Here is a 17,762-nt window from a genome sequence, read left to right as displayed (position 1 = left end):
ACGCGAAAGAATCCTGCCCGTCAGGGCTTTTCTATAACTTAAAGGAGCATTCCTTATGCAGACATCTAAAGATTATTTGCATGTTTTTCTCGATATGGGCGACGCACTGTTAAACAGCGGCGCAGAAATTTTCCGGGTGGAGGATACCCTGAACCGGATGGGCTATGCCTGTGGTGCTACCCATATGAATGTTTTCGTCATCACGTCCAGCATTGTTATTACTATGGAATTTCCCGGAGATGGCGCACGGACGCAGACACGGCGCATTCATGAATGTGGGGGGAATGATTTCACCAAGCTGGAGCAGCTCAATGACCTGAGCCGTCGCTTCTGCAGCCATCCGGTTTCTGCTGCGGAGCTGCGAAATGAATTTGAGAAGATCAATGCAAACAGACCTAAGCCTCTTTGGAAACTGCTTGGAAGCGTTCTTGCAGCCTGCAGTTTTGCCCTTTTCTACGGCGGCACTATTCCGGATGCCATTACTGCCGGCATTGCTGCAATCCTGATATGGAGCCTGCAAAAATATCTAAGACCAGTATGTATGAACGAGGTTACTTTCCAGTTTGCAGCGTCTTTTCTCACAGGCTGCGCCATTTGCGGATTTACTTTGCTCTGTCCTTTCCTTCACATGGATAAGATTATGATTGGTGATATTATGCTTCTGATCCCAGGACTTATGTCAACTAATGCGATCCGCGATGTACTCATTGGTGATACACTTTCGGGTATTATCAGGCTGATCGCCGCGTTACTTCTTGCAGCAGCACTGGCGCTTGGTTTTATGGGCGCAATTATTCTTTTTGGGAGGTTTGGACTTTGATCACAATGACGGTTATACAGCTGATTACCGGAGCTATTGGATCTGTGGCTTTTGGTCTTCTTTTTCACATGAAAACCAAATATCTGCCTCTGGCTGCTGCCGGCGGTTTTCTTAGCTGGCTGGTCTTTCTCTTTGGGAAGAATCTGTGGGGAAGTGTTTTTCTTCCGGCACTGCTGGCTGGTTTTATTGCAGATGTGTATGCGGAAATCCTGGCAAGAATCTGCAAGGAAACTTCCACTTCTTTTTTCGTTACTTCCGTGATTCCGTTAATTCCCGGAAGTACCCTTTATTACTGCATGAGCAGTATTGTAGAGGGAAATCCCATGCAGGCACTTAACTATGGGAGAGATACCTTTCTCTTCGCATTTGGAATCGCCGCGGGGATGAGTATTGCGTGGGCGATCTGTTATTTTCTGAGAAGTGTTAAAGCACGATAGTTTCTTACTCACAGTTTTCGGATTTCCACCTTGCGATTCCGCCAGTCCTTTTTCCAAACCATGAGAAAAACCTGAAAATCCAGGCTGTCTCTGGCTGTTGTAAAGGGCTCTTCTCTTAATATCTCTGCATGGATTCCATCCCGGGTCAGTTTTTCCTGCAGTTTTCCCGCTTTTGACAGCAGACTTTTTAGCTGCTGATCAGCCTCATTTCCAAAATTCCGGTCAGGATAAGCCGCCGCTGCGCTTTTTATTTTTCCGGTAAGAAGATCAATCACTGCACTATGCTTATTCTTGTGTAATGCCCTGGCAAAAATCCTGGCGATAAATGGAGCTGGAAATTTCTTATAAACATGCAACAACCGAAGCAGAGAAAAATCCCGGGCTTCTTCTGCCAGCCCTTCCATTACCTGAAATGCTGCTGCAGACGGCTTCCAGGGGTCTTCCTTTGGCACAATATACTGTTTCGGCACTGCCGGATAACAACAATAATTCAACGGTGGAAAGTCCGCCAGCTGCACAAGTGCTCTTTCTTCTTCTGTACAAAACTCTTCTCCCAGATATTCCAGCTTATCTCTTGCAATGGCGATCCGATATTCCAGCTGACGCAGATATTCATACCCAGGTACCCAGAAATGACCGATCTCCCCATAGTTATAAAGATAAACCTCCAGATCCAGCATTCTGAAAAACAGAGTGACTACGTTCTCCCCCTGCCATACTACCAGTATATATTCATCCCCTTCCTGACTTAAGGATGATTTCAGAGGGCCTTCATAATTCTCCAGATAAGAGCCTGTAAGTCTGGCATCCCGGAAAATGAGAAAGCTTTCTACGGCATCATTCATCAAATAAACAAGGCGGATATCACCTGGAATTTTCTCTTTTCCCACTCTGGCAAGGCTGTCTTTTTCGCCCTGTTTTCCCTCATTATTTTCATATGTCTCATAACATTCCCATTCAGCCTGTGCTCCGTTTTCTTTCGGAAACAGCAATTCAAATTGCTCCTGTTCCAAAAGCTCCTCCAGCATTTCAAATGTATCCTGCATCTTGTGATTACCTCAAACTGTTCGATTCCTGTTTCCAATTTCACTTTTTATTATATGGGTATCTGACAGAAATGTCAAAATAACGACAACAGATATATAGCTATAAAATAAATAGCATACAATTTACAGCTTACATTTTTCATATATTTTCTATATACTTTATATTATGGATAAAGAAGCTGTCGTTCCATAATATAAGAACCCGCAGGCAATCAGGAAGCGGTGAAACCGTTCCATAGATTGCCAGAGCATGTTTGAAGAAACTGTTTGAAAAGGGTTTTCTGCAAGATGTGCGTCAGAATTTGCAGGAGATTTTGTTCAAATTGGAAAGCAGCTTAAATGCGTGTAAAATCACAGGTAAGCCAGTTCGGCACCTGTTAAAAAGATTGGAGAACGAATATGAATCAGATTGATTACGAAAACTTAGGATCCCGAATGAAAGAACTGCGAATCAAAATGAAGCTTACCCAGGCAGAAGTTGCCAAAGCTCTGAATGTAACTCCTGGCTACATCAGCAACGTGGAGAATAACCGTACTGCAATGTCCCTGCGTATCCTTATTTATTATGCAAGGCTGCTGAACATCTCCCTGGATTCCCTGATTGGCAGAATTGATTCTGAATACCGTGAAACTGCCCTGGACCGCGAGCTTTCCGAGCAGGTACATAAAATGAGTATTCCAGAGAAACAAAAGCTTCTGAAAACCATGAAGGTATGGATGGAAGAAGATTGATTCTGAACGTAAAAGGGGCTGTCTATTTCCTGACAGCCCCTTTTGTAACTTTATGGTGTTTATAGTATTATATCAGATTTTATTCCCCCCCATTTCTGTGATAGTATCACATACTTTTCTTTTTTGCCTTGCGGACCAGTTTTCGGATCAGGACTACAATAAGAATAATAATTACAAGGAAGAGCAGGCAGATCAGCACGATCATTACTGAGAATCTATTGGGATTTTTCACCAGATCAATAATATTTGTGCTGTCATCTACAACCTTACGGTTATGAGTGACTGCATAATATTCCGGTACATTAGCAATTCCATCCCCGTCTGTATCTTCAAAAGACTGCATGTATCTTGCAATAGCATCCCACGCTTTCAATTCCCTGCCATCTTCCATGATTGCCTGATCTTCCAGATTTTCAATTGGATTTCCGTTCTTATCCTTTGGTTCAAGAGACAACAGACTATAGGACATTTTCATTACAGAGCCAAGCATTTGTCCTGTATACAAGTCAGTCACAACATGGTACAGTTTATCATCCTGAATTTCAATTCTTTCTCCATCTTCTCTGGTCAGATAACAGTCCGTCACCTTATTCAGAATCATTCGATGAGGATTATATGTAAAATTCAGTCCGCTGCAATACAATCTTGCAGTTGTCATAAAATCCGAAACAGAAGCGTCTACTTCTGCTGCCAGCTTCAATTCTTTTCCTGTCAGATATGCATTGATAAGAGGATATCCTGCCACACCGTCTTTTCCAATTCCCAGAGAAAAAGAATTGTAAACATCCTCTACTGTAATATTGCCTTTTGTATATGTGTCACGGACCGTTCCGCTTGGCACAACCGCTACATCTACCGGATTCCCATCGTAATACTCTGAATTTTCCACAGCATATACATACGCATCAGACATAATATCGCCAAGATTCAGTTCTTCATGCTTTGTTCCCATCTCTTCCAGACTGTTAAATTCAATATCGTTCTGAGCCAGAACTTCATCCCTGGTGTACCCAAAATCTGCAAGATAATTGGTGTCTACTGTATCCATTAATTCATCAATCCGTTTCTGTGTTTCCTGATCCGGCTTGATCTCATCAGACACAGGAATCAGCTCATAGGAAGTCATTTCCCAACGCCCGTCCTCCTTCTGTGTCATTGAAAGTGATCCAAGGTTTCTCCCATACTCACCGCAGGATACAATATATGTATTCCCATGCTTAATGGCTTCATTCAGCTCTGTATGGGAATGTCCACTGATGATCAGATCCAGATCCGGCACCTTTTTTGCAAGGATTTCATCCTCTGACTTATCCTCGTCCTCCCAGGTTCCGCCGTGAGACACACATGCGATCATATCCACATTCTCGTTTTTCTTAATCTCAGCTACCGTCTGCTTTACTGCTTCTACCGGATCTTTAAACAGAAGTTCACATGTAGGCGCACATTCCAGGGCATCTTTTCCAAATACACCAACCACAGCAATTCTCGTATCACCCTTTTGAACCACAACATAATCTTTCACGCCGTACGCTTCAAACGCTTCTTTGATCTGCTTCTGCCCATCTTTTAAGCCATCTTTCTCCATAGCATCCCAATCCACATTGCACACTACGATCTCCGGCACTGTCTCACCGGAATTTATGGCTGCTTTCAGCATATTTGCCAGTCCCTTTGACCGGTAGTCGTATTCGTGATTTCCAAAAGTAGTCACATCATACCCCAGATATCCCAGCATTCGAAGCTCCGCTGCCTCCGTATCATATACGGTCTGGATCAGTGTACCCATGGAAAAATCTCCGCCATCCAATACCAGGGTATCTGGATTGTCTTTCTTCTTTTCATCCATCAGGGTTTTTATTTTCGCAAAACCGCCAACTTCTTTTTGCTGTCCATCTACAATTGTTGAAAAGCTATCCAAATGGGAATGAGTATCATGGGTAAACAAAACGTCTACCTTTTTCGTCCCAGCTGCTGTCACAGGAATATCCAGTACAAGCAGAAGCAGTGTTGCAATTGTTAATACAATTGACAAAATTCGTTTCCGTGTCTTCATAACTTCTCCTTTTCATTCAAAAGATCTTCATCTGATTTCTATAGCATATCTTCTGCCAGCATCTCCTGATATCCGGCTGTCCTGTATTTTCCGATCAGCGCTGCCACCGGCTTTAACCTTTCATCCGTTATTCGTTCCAGTATTTTCAGCCGCTTAGGTGATATGACCTCTTTGGATCTGCATCTTTCGTAATCCGCGGCTTCCATATGCCAGTAATAAAATTCGCCCTTATAATACTGTGACAGTTTCTGTGCGATCAACACACCTTCCGGATCCAGATCTCCTGCATAATAAATCCGTGTTTCGGATTTTGCAAGTAAATCCAATGCCATCAAACCTGCCAGTCTTGGCTGACCGTTCATGCACATATATGCTTTTTCCTTATGATCTGTTTCTTCTTTTCCGCAAAGCATGGCAAAAACCGAAGGATTTTCCACAATATATATTTCATTTTGGGGACAATAGAGTGCATCCCATTCTGTAAGCACTGCAAGAGGAACCTGTACAATATGCTGTTCTTTCGCAAAACCTGCCATACCTTTATGATAATTTCCATCTTTTTTCACAGCCTGCACCTGATACAGCATGGTATAATTGGAAACATCATCCAGCATGATTCCTGCCAGCAGATAACTTTTCTGACGCTTATACGCAGGAAATATTGCAGATGTCTCTACTGTAATTCTTCGTATTTCCAAATCCATCTGTATGATCTGATATAAAAAATTCCCATCTGCTGTTCCAATATCAAACGCATGTGGATTGCCTGTCCGCATAGCTGCAAATACGGCAAGGTACATCTTTGTGCTGCGATATGGCAGATTGTTATAGATTTCTGCTCCAAGCCGCAGCATCTTGTCCCATTTGGCCAGTTCCTGACTCCCGTTGTCTTTCACAATGCTTCGCAACGATTCTAAGGCTGTCTCTACAGAAGTTCCTTCATAGTCTCTCTGAAAAATATCCCATATACGCTCTTTTTCCTGTTCCCGTAAGGATTTTTGCTCCTGTCTTCCAAGCAGTGGCTCTTCAAAAAAATTCTCCAACAGGCATTCCGGCGTTATCTCTTTATATCTGCTTGTTTCCAGCGCCTGTCTGAATTTTTCTGCTGACACCGTTACACTTTTCTGACTGTGAAAAGATTTTCCAAAAAATCCTTCCAGTTCTTCAATATCTGTTGGTTTCAGATTCTTCAGAATTACTTTCCCACCAAACCTTCCGTAAGAAATATATTTCTCCCGGAAGCCTTTCAGAACCTTCTCCCAGACCGGGCTCAGGTGAAAATAAGCCAGACAGTCTTTCATTTTATTTTCAGATTTATACTCCTTCTGCCTGTCCAAGCTCTATTCCTCTCTGTTCAACTTCTTCCTCGTGTTCTAACAATTCTTTCCTGTGACCATTCCATAAATAAGGCATAACGGTTACAAATTTCGCATTTCCCGGACGGATTAACTGATAGATTGCCAATGCGTCCAACGTATCACAATCTCCCCACAGAACCTGTGAGTTAATAATAAAATCAAACCGGAATTCTGTCATCAGACGGAACATATCGCGAATATTTTTATTATCTACTCCGGCAAATGCCTCGTCCAGAGATATCAATCTCGGTGCATCTTCTCTTCCTCCCTGATACTTGGCCACAACTGCTGAAAACAGCGGTACATACATGGACATTGCCTTTTCTCCGCCACTGAAGGTTCCGAATACACTATTTGTCAGCTCCTTCTGACGTTCCCCGTTTTTCTGGGAAAACAGCTGGAATTCAAACCATTTACGGTAATCCAGCGTATCCTTCATGATCTGATAGAAGGATATCATTCCCGCACTGTCTTTCGCATTTCTTCGTGCCTCTGCCACTTTGGAACGGAAATGGGCAGACAATCTGGCTGCCTCATCTTCACTCATCAGCCGATAATCTTTCTTCAGTAATTCTACCAGTTCTTTCGTATCCAGCTGGTCTTCCTGTTCTGCAGTCTTACTTCGCCATCTAAGGCTAAGCTTTAATCCGCTGGAGGTATTCATACCGTTCATCAGGGAATTCATTTTCTGTACCCATGTATTGGAACCGTTAATCTTTCCACGGATTTTTCTGCTTACCGTATTGGCAAGAATGTCTTCAAACAACTCCCGGTCTCCATCTTTGATCAGATTCTCCAGCTCTGTAATGTCTTCTTCAAGATGCAAAAGAAGACTGGCAAATGATATCTTTACGCCTTGATATCTGGCCGAAATGTCCAGTCGTTTTGCAGGAAATTCCGTTTGTTCTTCTTCCGTAAACAACTCATTCTGCATTAAATGATAGTCTGTAAGAAAGCCTCTGTTTTCAAAATATACCTTATTCAGATCGCGGATCACACTGTCTTTATCCAGCGCTTTTACATCTGATTCCAGATAACTTCTGATATGTGCGGCATCTTCCGGTATCTCTTTTGGTATTTCCACATAATGCAAAGCCTTTTCCATATCATAGCATTCTGAAAAATATTTCGTTTTCTTTTCATATTCTTCAATTTTCTTCTTGTTTTCGTCTAAACGCAGTGTCAGTTGTCCCACTTCGTCTTCTTCATGTGTCTGTCTGCTTACGCATACACGTAATTGCTCCGGATAATCCTGCAGCCAGTTAATACATGCATCAAGCCGTTCTTTAATTTCTTCGTAATCAGTCAGACGCAATTGTTCCTGAATGGAAGTCTGTTCTTCTGTCTTTCTCCTGATTTCTTTTTGAATTTCCTGCAGATCATACCGTATCTGTTCCATATCTGCATCCAGATCTTCCAGATGTTCTTTTCGCTCTCTCAGATACATCAGACTTCTAAGATACATTTCGTGTGCGGCAATCAGGCTGATCAAATGCTTTCCATATTCCTCTGCTGCTTTTTTTGCTTCTTTAAATATATCATAAGAACAGGTCAGATATAATGCTTCTGCAATTTCCAGTGCTTTCTTTTTCTTTTCTTTCAGTATCTCCACTAGTTCACGGATCTGACACTCCAATTTATCACTCTCGCGCTTCAGCTGTTCGCACTCTCGTTCCTCGGCTTGCAGCATCCGAAGGGCTTCTCTCATGTCTGTGTCTTTCGGAAGATTCTCGTATTCTTTTCTGAGAATAGCTTTTCTGTCAGACAGCTTTCTATGCAGTTCCTCCAGCTGCTGTAATGCAGTTTCCAACTCTGTGATTCTCTGTCTGCACTCTTCTATCTTTGCCTGTCTGTGTTTTTCACGGGCCTTTGTTCCAAGGAATCCTGCCTCATATTCTCCTGTTACAGTTCCGGCAAGCACTCCCATTCCGTAGGTTCCATCTTCTGCAACGGTAAACAAGCTCTCACTATCATATGCAATGCTTCCCAGGATTCCGGTGAGACGCTGATTGGAAAATATGTCATTCACTTCTTCATTCAGTTCCAATACATCCAACAGACTTCTGTCTGGCTGCAGATTCTTCTGACTGTTCTTGCAGATAAACAGATAATGATCTTCACATCCTTGTTCTGTTTTCAAAACCTGCTCTTTGTATTGCTCATCTATTACCAGTGCATCCAGAATTCCCATCTTTAATAAAGCTTCTTCCAAACGGTTACAGGCTTCTTCTTCCAGATTATCTCCAAATTCTATAACCTTGTAAAATTCCTGATATGGAATTCCAAGAGCATCCAGTCTCTTGCGGTTACATATGACTGCCTCTGAACGTTCCGGCTGTGGTTCTTTCTGATTCTCCCATTCGGCCAGATCTGCCCTTACTTCTTCCAACTCTTTTTTTGTATTTTGGCTCTCTGTATCATTTACCGAAAGTTCAGATTCGATTTCCCCATTTTTCTTGATCCATACATCTGCAATCCTCTGACGAACCTCGGCAAAATCAGAGGATTCCTTATACGTTTCGGCAAATATACTTAATTCTCTTAATAATTCTTTTTCTAATGCCAGCTCCTGGTTTGCACCGTTCCACTGATACAATGCTTCTTTCCATTCATTCTGTGTCTGCACAAATACAGATTCCAGTTCTGACACTTTTCTCTGAAGAGTATCCAGTTCACGAATCCGTCTTTCTCTTTCTTTTATCAGATCATCCTTCTGTCTTTCCAGACGATCTGTCTCTGCCAGTATCTCTGTTCCCTCATTAATTTTTTCTTTTGTGTTATCAAATTGCTGCTGGTGTAAATTGAATTTGTATGGTTCTTCCGGATGTTTTTCCAGCTCTTCCTTCATAAATGCATGCTCTTCAAAGGCCATGGTATCAGCCTCATCCTGCATCTCTTCTATAAGCTCTTCCAGTTCTTTTTCTTTCTCATATTTCCTGTCTTCTTCTGTTTTAATCTGATTCTGTGCATCCTGATATTGAGTCTGTTTCTGCTCCAGGAATCTCTGCTTTTCTCCCAGGTTTTTCTGTTGTCCGTTTAATTCTGTAATCAGCTCCGCTTCTCTTCGCTTCAATGCTACCGCGTCGCTTTTGTTCAGAGATTCTTTCTCTTTCTCCATGGATTCACGTTTCGCATCCAACTCCTGATGTTCTATTTTCAGAGCTTCAATCTTCTTTTTGCATTCACACAGCTTTTTCTCCTGTTCTTTTTGCTGTGTCCTTGCATTTTCCAATTTTAGCCCAGCCTGTTCGCAGCGTTCTGCTTTTTCATATAATAATTTCTGATTATATTTTGAAAATACTGCCTGGATTTTTTCTGCTGCCTGTCTGGCTTCTTTTCTGTTTTTCAGATTCATGGTCATGGTATCCATATTTTCAATGGCTTCCGACATAGGACGCAGGTCATCATCAGACAGGGGCTGAAGGGAATCACTTAAAATATCATTGATTACAGATGGCTTAAAATCCTTGGAAAGCTTCGGTGTACGCAGCTGAATCAAAAGATCTATCATTTCCTTATATTCTTCTGTTGTCTCAAATCCAAAAATCTGACGGTTCACATATTCCATATAATCAACCTGTCTGTCAATAACACGGCCGCCATCCCCAATCCTGTTTTCCAGCTCTTTTTTGGAAAGTGTAACCTTTTCTCCTGAATCCTTGTATAAAAAGAAATCCTTACCGATACGTCTTCCATCGGTCAGGCTAAAATACCATTTATCCAGATTCTTTCCTCTTCTTGCGCGGATACCCATTCCGATGGTCAAATATGTATCACTGTTTTGTCTTTTAAGTTCCAGATACAGATAGCCTGTGCGTTCTTCACGTCCGTCATCTTCTTCCAGAAGATAGCTGCTCATCTTACGGTCCCTGGAACCGAAGGGATCCAGTCGTTCCGGGCTCATATTTCCATCCAGAAGAAGAGGCACCACACTCTGCATAGTTACTGATTTTCCCGATCCGTTTGAACCTCGAAGGAGCATTCTTCCCTTCACAAACGGGAATTCCTGTTCGTCATAATACCAGAAATTAATCAGTCCGATCTTATTTGCCTGCCATCTGCTATTCATCATTTCTTCCTCCCATATAATCCTCCGGATAGCTTCCCTGTATTTTTCCGGTGAGCGGACATATTTTTATCTGATGAGCGAGTTCTTCTTTTCTTATGAACATCCACAACTCCATCTCATCCAACACACTTTTTACAAATTCCCCTTCCGGCATCTCGCGATAATTTTTCGAAAATCCACTTCCATATTCCTGTTTCATTTCTTTTATCATATTTTCAAATTCAATCCCATCTATAAGACAGGTTTCATCCAATCCGTTTTTCCATTGGCCACTCTCAATCTTCTTGCGTATTTCACGAAAGCACAAAAGCAAAATATCTGAAATGGAATTATTACCAGGAAATACTGTTCCCATTCTGCAGTCGTCTCCCGACAGCAGATATGCACTTCCCTTATGAATGTGCACATGACAGTCAAATATCTGCTCCAGTTCTTCGCTTAATCTGCGTCCGTAATATTTCAGATATTCAAAATCCTCCGATGAGCCATCCTCTTTATACATACCAGGTGCAAAGATCAGTCTTTTATAGACTCTGTGCCTTCTTGCAAAGCCTCGGTCTTCATCCACTTCAAACCAGTCACTTTCCTGAAAATCTTTCGGTTTCGTATATTCCATAATGTCTTTTGAAAAGCTCTTCATAAAATATCTGGATGCCCCTGTATTTTCATAAAGCACTTCTCCTCCTTCATCGTCCATGAATGCCTCGTCTTTTCCATCTGTAACTCCAATAAGCCCCTGATCTTCTGCAAATCTCATTACACGAATCAGCTTTCTTCTGTTCGTATACAATGTCCAGTCAGAGATTTCCCCAGGCAGATTTGCTGTAATATATTCCGTCAGCTGTGATATGATAAACTGCTCCTGTGCATCTCTGTCTTCCAGAAACATCAGCAAAATACAGAGATAGGCATATTCTTCTTTTGAGGAAAATTTCTGAATCCCCATAAAGCTTTCTGGTATCACCGGAATCTTCTCCATCTTTATCAGAAGTGAATTATCAATGATCTGGCAGCCCATTTTCTCTGTAGTAAATTTACGCAGTTCTCCAAGGGCATCTCTTAATTTATAATAGGTTTCCTTATCTCTGGATTTTAATACCCATCTTTTATTTAACAGGATCTCCAGTTCCTTCATCACGTTTCCTCCTGAAATACAATTGACAGATCAGGCATAGTAAAATTACCATCCAGACAATGCACAACACAGGTCTCATCTGCCCGGCTTCTGTCTAATATATATCTTCTTCCATCATCCGTTCTTGCAGAAAAATCCGCAGATTCCATGGCATCTGACAGCCATTTCAAAAGGATCTCCCTGATTCTTGGTTCCAGTACCGGTAATTCTCCAAAATGAATCCTTCCATTCACTTCTAACGCCTGCAGTTTTTCCATTTCTTCTCTCTGTTTTTCCAGCATTTTACGTCTTGTTTCCTGCTTTTGCTCTGCTGATTCGCGGATCGCACTTCTTCTGGATTTCTCCCTGTATGTGCGTATCCTTGGCTTTAAACTGATTTCCATGGGTTGTTCTTCATATACTCCGATATTCATACTATCCGTTTCACGTACCAGATCTCCGGCAATATGCTGCGGGCACTCCATGCCAAATACCATTGCAGACATTTTGTGGGCTTCTTCCATATCCTGGCATTGCAAAAATAATTCTGCCACCTTGCGGTATTCTTCTTTTCGGTTAGCCCCCAATGCATTCTTTTCACTTAACTGCGCTGCATATCTTGTGATCCTGCGAATAATGTCATTTGTCGCATCAAAAAGCTTTCCCGCTTCATTCTCCTGACCTTCCTTTCCTACGAACCAGTCATAGATACTTTGATAACGGCCCTTTACTTTCTGCCAGATCATTTCCTTCGATACTTCCACATCCATTCGCGGTATCGACAATTCATAATCAACTACTTTTTCAAATACCTGATTTTTCATCTCTTCCTTCTGCATGCATAAGCTTTCTTCTATCACACCTACATTTCTCTGTAATCCCTTAATAAAGCTGCGCAGATATTCGATCAACCGGTCTTTAAACACCAGAAACTGTTTCGTATGCATCATTTCTTCTGCCCGCACACTGTTCAGATCTCTGATATAGTCCTGATAATTCTGATTCAGGCGTACAAAATCATTATTCAGATCTGTCCACCAGGTATATACTTCATTTTTATCTCTTTCCACAATCTCCGGAAACCGTTCTATACCTCTTCGTATCCGCTCCAATAATGTGGGTTCTAGGGATGCACCTTCAATGAACAGGTTCTCAAGTCTAAGCACCAGACGTTCTATCTCTACACTATATTCCGTCATCTGATAGCGGTACTTTTTGTTCTTAAATTCTTCAATGGATGCCACCTTTTTCGTATCCTGGATCGTATTCAGATTCTTCCATTCTGTCAACATTGTAAGATCCTGTTGACACTGCTCTGGTCTGTAATCTGCAAAAAAAGGATCCTTTATCATTTCTTCGTAAACCTCTTCCTGGTACAGCCAGTATTTCAGTTTCTCGTAATGTTCAAAAAAAATACGCATAATACAGCGATATCTGCTTACATTATCTGCATTTAAATATTTCGCTTCTGTCAGTGGTTTGATTAATTTATCTGATACCTGCATGAGGCCTCTCCTTCTTTTCATACATGGGGTTACTTATATATAATGTCGGAGGCAAAAGTCCCCGACTACGATACTTGCGGATTGTTTCACCGATTACATTGTATCAAGACGTTGGCCAGTCGACCAGTCCTAATCTGTAAAAGCTACTATTTTTTGCACGAAAAGAGGCTGCAGGAATTCTATCCTACAGCCAATTTCGCTTTTTTGTTTATTTCACTTTTTTATTCAAACTCGCAAATTCGAAATTAATTCTATACAGTTTTGTATAGGTGTTTCGGTTCTATTTGGTTTTATTTTTGTCCAACTGTCTTAATCCTATGGGCTGTACCGACTGGTGTTATCATATTATTATCATGGAAATGTTATCATATGTCAATATTTCTATGTCTTTCATTACCAACAAATAATCTTTTATCTAACTACTTTTAATTGTTCATAAAGACCTATTGTTTTTTTACTCATTGATTCTTCTTTTTTAATCAATTCCTCCAACCAAGAAAAAGCTTGCTCAATATATATGCTTTCTTCATATTTTTCCAAAAACACAAGTGCAAATTCTGCATACTTCTGAGCATGATATATTTTACGTTTATCACTATTATAGCATTTATCCAGAATGCTCATCGCTTCCATTAATGCACTCTTAGCTTCCATAGTTATTTTATCCCTATTGGCTTCAAACAATATAATTGCACGTGCATTTTTAACGCTAAAATTATTAGGCTGTAAATGAATTGCTTTATCAATGTCTGAAAATGCTTCGGAGAATCTTTTTGTTTTAGCTTTATATAATGCCCATTGTTGCAATGTATATGCACTCGGATCATTTTTATACACTTCCTCGTATGCAGCATCTCCTTCATCAGAAAAAATATCATAGAACAAACCTGCGTCATATGCCGTTCTTTTAAAAACATAATCTTTATATATATAGCATGGCGAAACTTTTTTTATAAATTTTTTAATTATTCTTCCATAATCCTCTTTAAACTTTAAAGAAGCCACATTGTGAGTATATTTTGCAAACATAGATGATCTTAATGTATAATAATCTTGATCATCAATATCTTCATCAATAGAAACATTCAAATCCGATAAATATGATTGCACAATCTCAATTTTATGCCTTATAGAATTTATGTCCGTTGAGTTAAAATATCCAACAAGTACATCCGTTGTTAAGGCAGACTTATTATAAATAAGATACGCTGTAAGTAATATTAACTCAAAAGCTTCCTCATTCTGAATTTTAACCCTTGTCAATGACTGCTCTATTTTCTTTTTCGAAATTACTCCTTTTACATTTGCAGATATCAGTTCTAATATTGAATATTTATCATTATCATTTTGTTTGTATTTAAACTCATCTTTTCTTAAGTCTTCCGGAATATTAGAAAATATTCTTTGAGCTTCATTATATTCAATATCTGGAATATTTATTTTTTTATAAGACACCCGTTCTAAAATATGTTTTGATGACTCAAACATAAAGTCATCACTGGTTGCTACTGTTCTAATATAAGAGCATTCTGCTAACATCTTGTATGCTACCATATCCTCTGAACAATTATCTACCAAAATAATAAATTCTTGCTTATCTTTAATTGCATTGTTGCATAGTAACTTTGCTTTAGCTTCATTTAAATCTTCTACAAAATACGTTGGTTTTCCTATTTTACATGCAACTTGCATTAACATCATAGTTTTACCACCCAACGGAATACCTACAGCAATAACATTTTTATTTCCCAATGCAGCATCAATAATAGTATTCACACATTGTGTTAAATAGGCTTTTTCAGTCAGGGCATAATACCAATGCGTCTTTCCCTCTCTATAAAAATCACTAATTGGCAAACTCTCAACCTGATTAATACTTGGAACAGCATACTTTTTCCAGAAATGACTCTCTCCTTTTCTTTCTGTAGAACTACTATCTTTCGTTTTGCCCAATTCCTCATTTATCTCTTTTAAAAGTGCTTCTGTGTCACCAATAATAACCTTACATCCCAAATCTCTAAAATATTGTATATCAGCACTACCAGGTTTTAACTGAATCCAAACATCTTGTCTTCCATCTTCTAACACTCTATCAAGCACACCTGAAACGCTCCCGTCATGAAAACCGTATCCCCAAAATACTGTCGGTTTACGCAACAATGCACTTTCCATCATAGAAAACAAGCCCGGCTTTTGATTACTTACATTACAAAGTTCAAATTTACCAAAATACAATTCTGAATCAAGGTCTAAAACATCCCCATGCAAAGGTATGTATTCAATTGAATATCCATCTTTTTTAGTCGGTCCATAATGCGAAACACTATTTAGATAATATCTACTACTTTTATCCATAACAGAGTAAATTAGGTTATCAATATTTGTTGTTATAATACTTGAAATATTGATTTTATTTAACACATCATATAATTCATTATAGTCCTGAACCATATATTTTTCCCTAAGATAATCTTGAAATTCCTTCTTACAATTTCTTTTTAGAATAGAAGATAATTTTTCAAGATCATGAGAATACGAAGCATCCAATTTAAATTTTGTACAAATATCCCCACATAATTCACTCGCTACTGGTAATCTATTTCCCGATGGAGATTCTAATACCGAAAATCCCGCTCCTGTAAATAAATTAATACCTGTTTTTAATTTGTCAAAAAATATATTTCTATTATCTATTTCTATCATACAATTTCTCCTGGTTTTAATGATAATATATTAATCAAAAATCCTCGTAATATCCCGATACCGATTTACCACCCGGTAAATCTCTACATACTCTTCCCCCACTTTATAGATGATCACATAATTCTCCCAAACCGCATACTTGTAATCTGTTCGGAAACTAACTCTTTTGGAGAGATCTGCACCTATCCCCGGAAACATTTGAATATTTTCAAATTTACCGTAAATTTCTTTGATCGTCTTTGCAGCATATTCTGCATTATCCTCAGCGATATAATCACGAATTTCTTTTAAATCCGTTGCAACCAATGGGTTGATTCGTAATTTCAGCATAGTTTACTCCCCCACAAGTGCTTTTAATTCGTCCAAGCTAAGCCAGCCTTCGCCGTCTTTGACTGCCTCCTCTGCCTCCTGCAGCTTCATTAATAGCTTTTTCTCTGCACGATCACGCTCATAATCTTCTATATCAAGCACTACAAAACGCCCTCTGCCATTTTTCGTCAAAAACACCGGCTCTCCAGTCCGGCAATTTTTTAAAACTTCATTATAATTTCTCAAATCAGATACTGGTAAAATATTCGCCATATAGACCGGTCTCCTTTCTTGATGCACTGTTTTTTTCTATATTTATTATATGCGAAAAAGCTGTAAAATTCAACTTAAAATTTTACAGCTTTCTTATTTTTCAAATAGTAACCATCAATTCTTCAATAATATCCCGACAAGGAATTCACCAATTATAATCAATCAAAACATCAAAGATTCATTCTTGATTATATTTATCTAGATAAAACATTGTTATTTACATCTTTTTACACAAATAACGATATATAATCGTAGCTAATATATACTCTGCAACTGCAACACCGGCAAGAATACATACGATCAAAGTACCTGCACGAAATAGTGCAGCTATAAACGAAGCAATAAAACACGCCACCATAGTAACTGCCCATGATATATATCCCGCACGATTACGAAGCTGTACCTTTCTTTCATCCTTTAAATTAATTTCCTGTTGGCGTACTTTTTTACGATATTCCTCTACATTTTCTGGTCTTGTATGGTGATAATGTCTCACTAACTGCATAATGCTGCTAAAAATCAATGCGAATCCCATGGCAAAAATCATTGAGGAATAGTAATCTACTTGAATAGTAACTCCAATAATTACTAAAGCTATACCAATAACAATATAAATTGCTAACATGATTTTATCACTTTTCTTCATGTTTATCCTCCTCATATATAAATATTTCTTCAATACTCATACCAAAATACCTGGCAAGTTTAAAGGCTAACAAAATGGACGGATTGTATCTTCCATTCTCCAAGGAGCCAATGGTCTGTCTTGAAACTTCCATGGCAGACGCTAATTCTTGTTGCTTAATTCCTCTTTCCTTTCTTAATTCTTCTAATCTGTTTTTCATTGATGCTTTTCTCATCCCCTTCTCATTCACGGAAAGTTAACTTTCCGTATCTTGATTATACATGATTACCCAAAAATGTCAAGTCAACTTTCCATAATAGAAATAAAAAGAACTCCTCATCTGCTAATGATAAAAACAATGATACTCTTTCTTTTTTACTTCTTACCCATATATAATCTCTGTAAGCACCATTTCCTCTGCTGCAGTCCTTATCCCATTCATCTTCCGTATCCAAAGCTTCGGCTGTTCTGCCTTCAACGGTTCCGTAACTCCCTGCTTTTCTGCCATTTGCATTACCAGTACCTCCATCCGCTCATGCGCTTCCCGATCTACCCTGTTCAGATGTTTATTAAGCTTCCCCTGCAACATAAACATCTGATAGTACGGTTTTCTATGCTCCTTGAGATAAGTTTTCCGGAGTATTCCATACTTCCCATAATGTGCTTCTTCGTCCTCAGGCAATTCCAAATCTGGCAGATAATAATCCCCTTACAGTGT

The 17,762-nt window shown here is 39.5% G+C and carries 16 protein-coding genes; 4 read left to right on the top strand and 12 right to left on the bottom strand.

All coding sequences use genetic code 11. The features are described 5' to 3' along the window. Window positions 1–55 precede the first annotated feature (55 nt). Complete coding sequence (locus PGQ38_RS06395) at window positions 56–820, top strand: threonine/serine exporter family protein (protein WP_173715802.1); 765 nt, start codon at window positions 56–58, stop codon at window positions 818–820. 5 nt (window positions 821–825) lie between these two features. Beyond that, window positions 826–1,257: a threonine/serine exporter family protein gene (locus PGQ38_RS06390; RefSeq protein WP_270431111.1), complete on the top strand. Its 432-nt coding sequence runs from the start codon at window positions 826–828 to the stop codon at window positions 1,255–1,257. An 8-nt stretch (window positions 1,258–1,265) separates the two neighbouring features. Here the strand turns inward: PGQ38_RS06390 and PGQ38_RS06385 are convergent, their stop codons facing one another. Then, window positions 1,266–2,303, bottom strand: a complete 1,038-nt coding sequence (locus tag PGQ38_RS06385; RefSeq protein WP_270431077.1) for a DUF3878 family protein — start codon at window positions 2,301–2,303, stop codon at window positions 1,266–1,268. 267 nt (window positions 2,304–2,570) lie between these two features. On the opposite strand from PGQ38_RS06385, the gene PGQ38_RS20475 reads away from it, so the two are divergent. Further along, on the top strand, window positions 2,571–2,642 hold the full coding sequence (locus PGQ38_RS20475; protein ID WP_373119314.1) for a DUF6783 domain-containing protein: 72 nt from the start codon (window positions 2,571–2,573) through the stop codon (window positions 2,640–2,642). Between the two features lie 60 nt (window positions 2,643–2,702). Beyond that, on the top strand, window positions 2,703–3,035 hold the full coding sequence (locus PGQ38_RS06380; RefSeq protein WP_173715800.1) for a helix-turn-helix domain-containing protein: 333 nt from the start codon (window positions 2,703–2,705) through the stop codon (window positions 3,033–3,035). Between the two features lie 106 nt (window positions 3,036–3,141). Here the strand turns inward: PGQ38_RS06380 and PGQ38_RS06375 are convergent, their stop codons facing one another. The 11 genes from PGQ38_RS06375 to PGQ38_RS06325 all read right to left on the bottom strand — a co-directional run bounded on the left by PGQ38_RS06375 (window position 3,142) and on the right by PGQ38_RS06325 (window position 17,741). After that, on the bottom strand, window positions 3,142–5,088 hold the full coding sequence (locus tag PGQ38_RS06375; protein WP_270431075.1) for a bifunctional metallophosphatase/5'-nucleotidase: 1,947 nt from the start codon (window positions 5,086–5,088) through the stop codon (window positions 3,142–3,144). A gap of 38 nt (window positions 5,089–5,126) precedes the next feature. Next, entirely contained in the window at window positions 5,127–6,425 is a 1,299-nt protein-coding gene (locus PGQ38_RS06370; protein WP_270431074.1) for a DUF2399 domain-containing protein, read from the bottom strand. Further along, entirely contained in the window at window positions 6,403–10,515 is a 4,113-nt protein-coding gene (locus tag PGQ38_RS06365; RefSeq protein ID WP_416386740.1) for a TIGR02680 family protein, read from the bottom strand. Before PGQ38_RS06365 ends, PGQ38_RS06370 begins: the two co-directional genes overlap by 23 nt. Next, a complete protein-coding gene (locus PGQ38_RS06360) occupies window positions 10,508–11,650 on the bottom strand; it encodes a TIGR02678 family protein (RefSeq protein ID WP_270431070.1) in 1,143 nt (380 codons plus the stop codon). Before PGQ38_RS06360 ends, PGQ38_RS06365 begins: the two co-directional genes overlap by 8 nt. Then, window positions 11,650–13,134, bottom strand: a complete 1,485-nt coding sequence (locus PGQ38_RS06355) for a TIGR02677 family protein (protein ID WP_256144253.1) — start codon at window positions 13,132–13,134, stop codon at window positions 11,650–11,652. The genes PGQ38_RS06360 and PGQ38_RS06355 overlap by 1 nt, the downstream gene beginning before the upstream one ends. Window positions 13,135–13,545: 411 nt before the next feature. Next, the gene (locus PGQ38_RS06350) at window positions 13,546–15,837 is read right to left on the bottom strand and encodes an SIR2 family protein (protein ID WP_270431067.1); all 2,292 of its coding nucleotides are present in this window, start codon (window positions 15,835–15,837) and stop codon (window positions 13,546–13,548) included. 30 nt (window positions 15,838–15,867) lie between these two features. Beyond that, window positions 15,868–16,167, bottom strand: coding sequence for a type II toxin-antitoxin system RelE/ParE family toxin (locus PGQ38_RS06345; protein ID WP_270258811.1), 300 nt, complete (start codon window positions 16,165–16,167; stop codon window positions 15,868–15,870). A gap of 3 nt (window positions 16,168–16,170) precedes the next feature. Continuing rightward, window positions 16,171–16,419 carry a type II toxin-antitoxin system prevent-host-death family antitoxin gene (locus tag PGQ38_RS06340; RefSeq protein WP_168933414.1) on the bottom strand — a complete coding sequence of 83 codons (249 nt, stop codon included), beginning with the start codon at window positions 16,417–16,419 and terminating at the stop codon, window positions 16,171–16,173. A gap of 217 nt (window positions 16,420–16,636) precedes the next feature. Then, a complete protein-coding gene (locus PGQ38_RS06335) occupies window positions 16,637–17,065 on the bottom strand; it encodes a hypothetical protein (RefSeq protein ID WP_270431066.1) in 429 nt (142 codons plus the stop codon). Further along, on the bottom strand, window positions 17,052–17,264 hold the full coding sequence (locus PGQ38_RS06330) for a helix-turn-helix transcriptional regulator (protein WP_270431110.1): 213 nt from the start codon (window positions 17,262–17,264) through the stop codon (window positions 17,052–17,054). Before PGQ38_RS06330 ends, PGQ38_RS06335 begins: the two co-directional genes overlap by 14 nt. Window positions 17,265–17,426: 162 nt before the next feature. After that, window positions 17,427–17,741, bottom strand: a complete 315-nt coding sequence (locus PGQ38_RS06325) for a TnpV protein (RefSeq protein WP_270431108.1) — start codon at window positions 17,739–17,741, stop codon at window positions 17,427–17,429. Between the last annotated feature and the right edge of the window lie 21 nt (window positions 17,742–17,762).

Origin of the sequence: Blautia faecis, assembly GCF_027662325.1 — a bacterium.
Classification (GTDB): Bacteria; Bacillota; Clostridia; order Lachnospirales; family Lachnospiraceae; genus Blautia_A; species Blautia_A faecis.
This window is presented reverse-complemented; position numbering and strand designations above follow the sequence as displayed.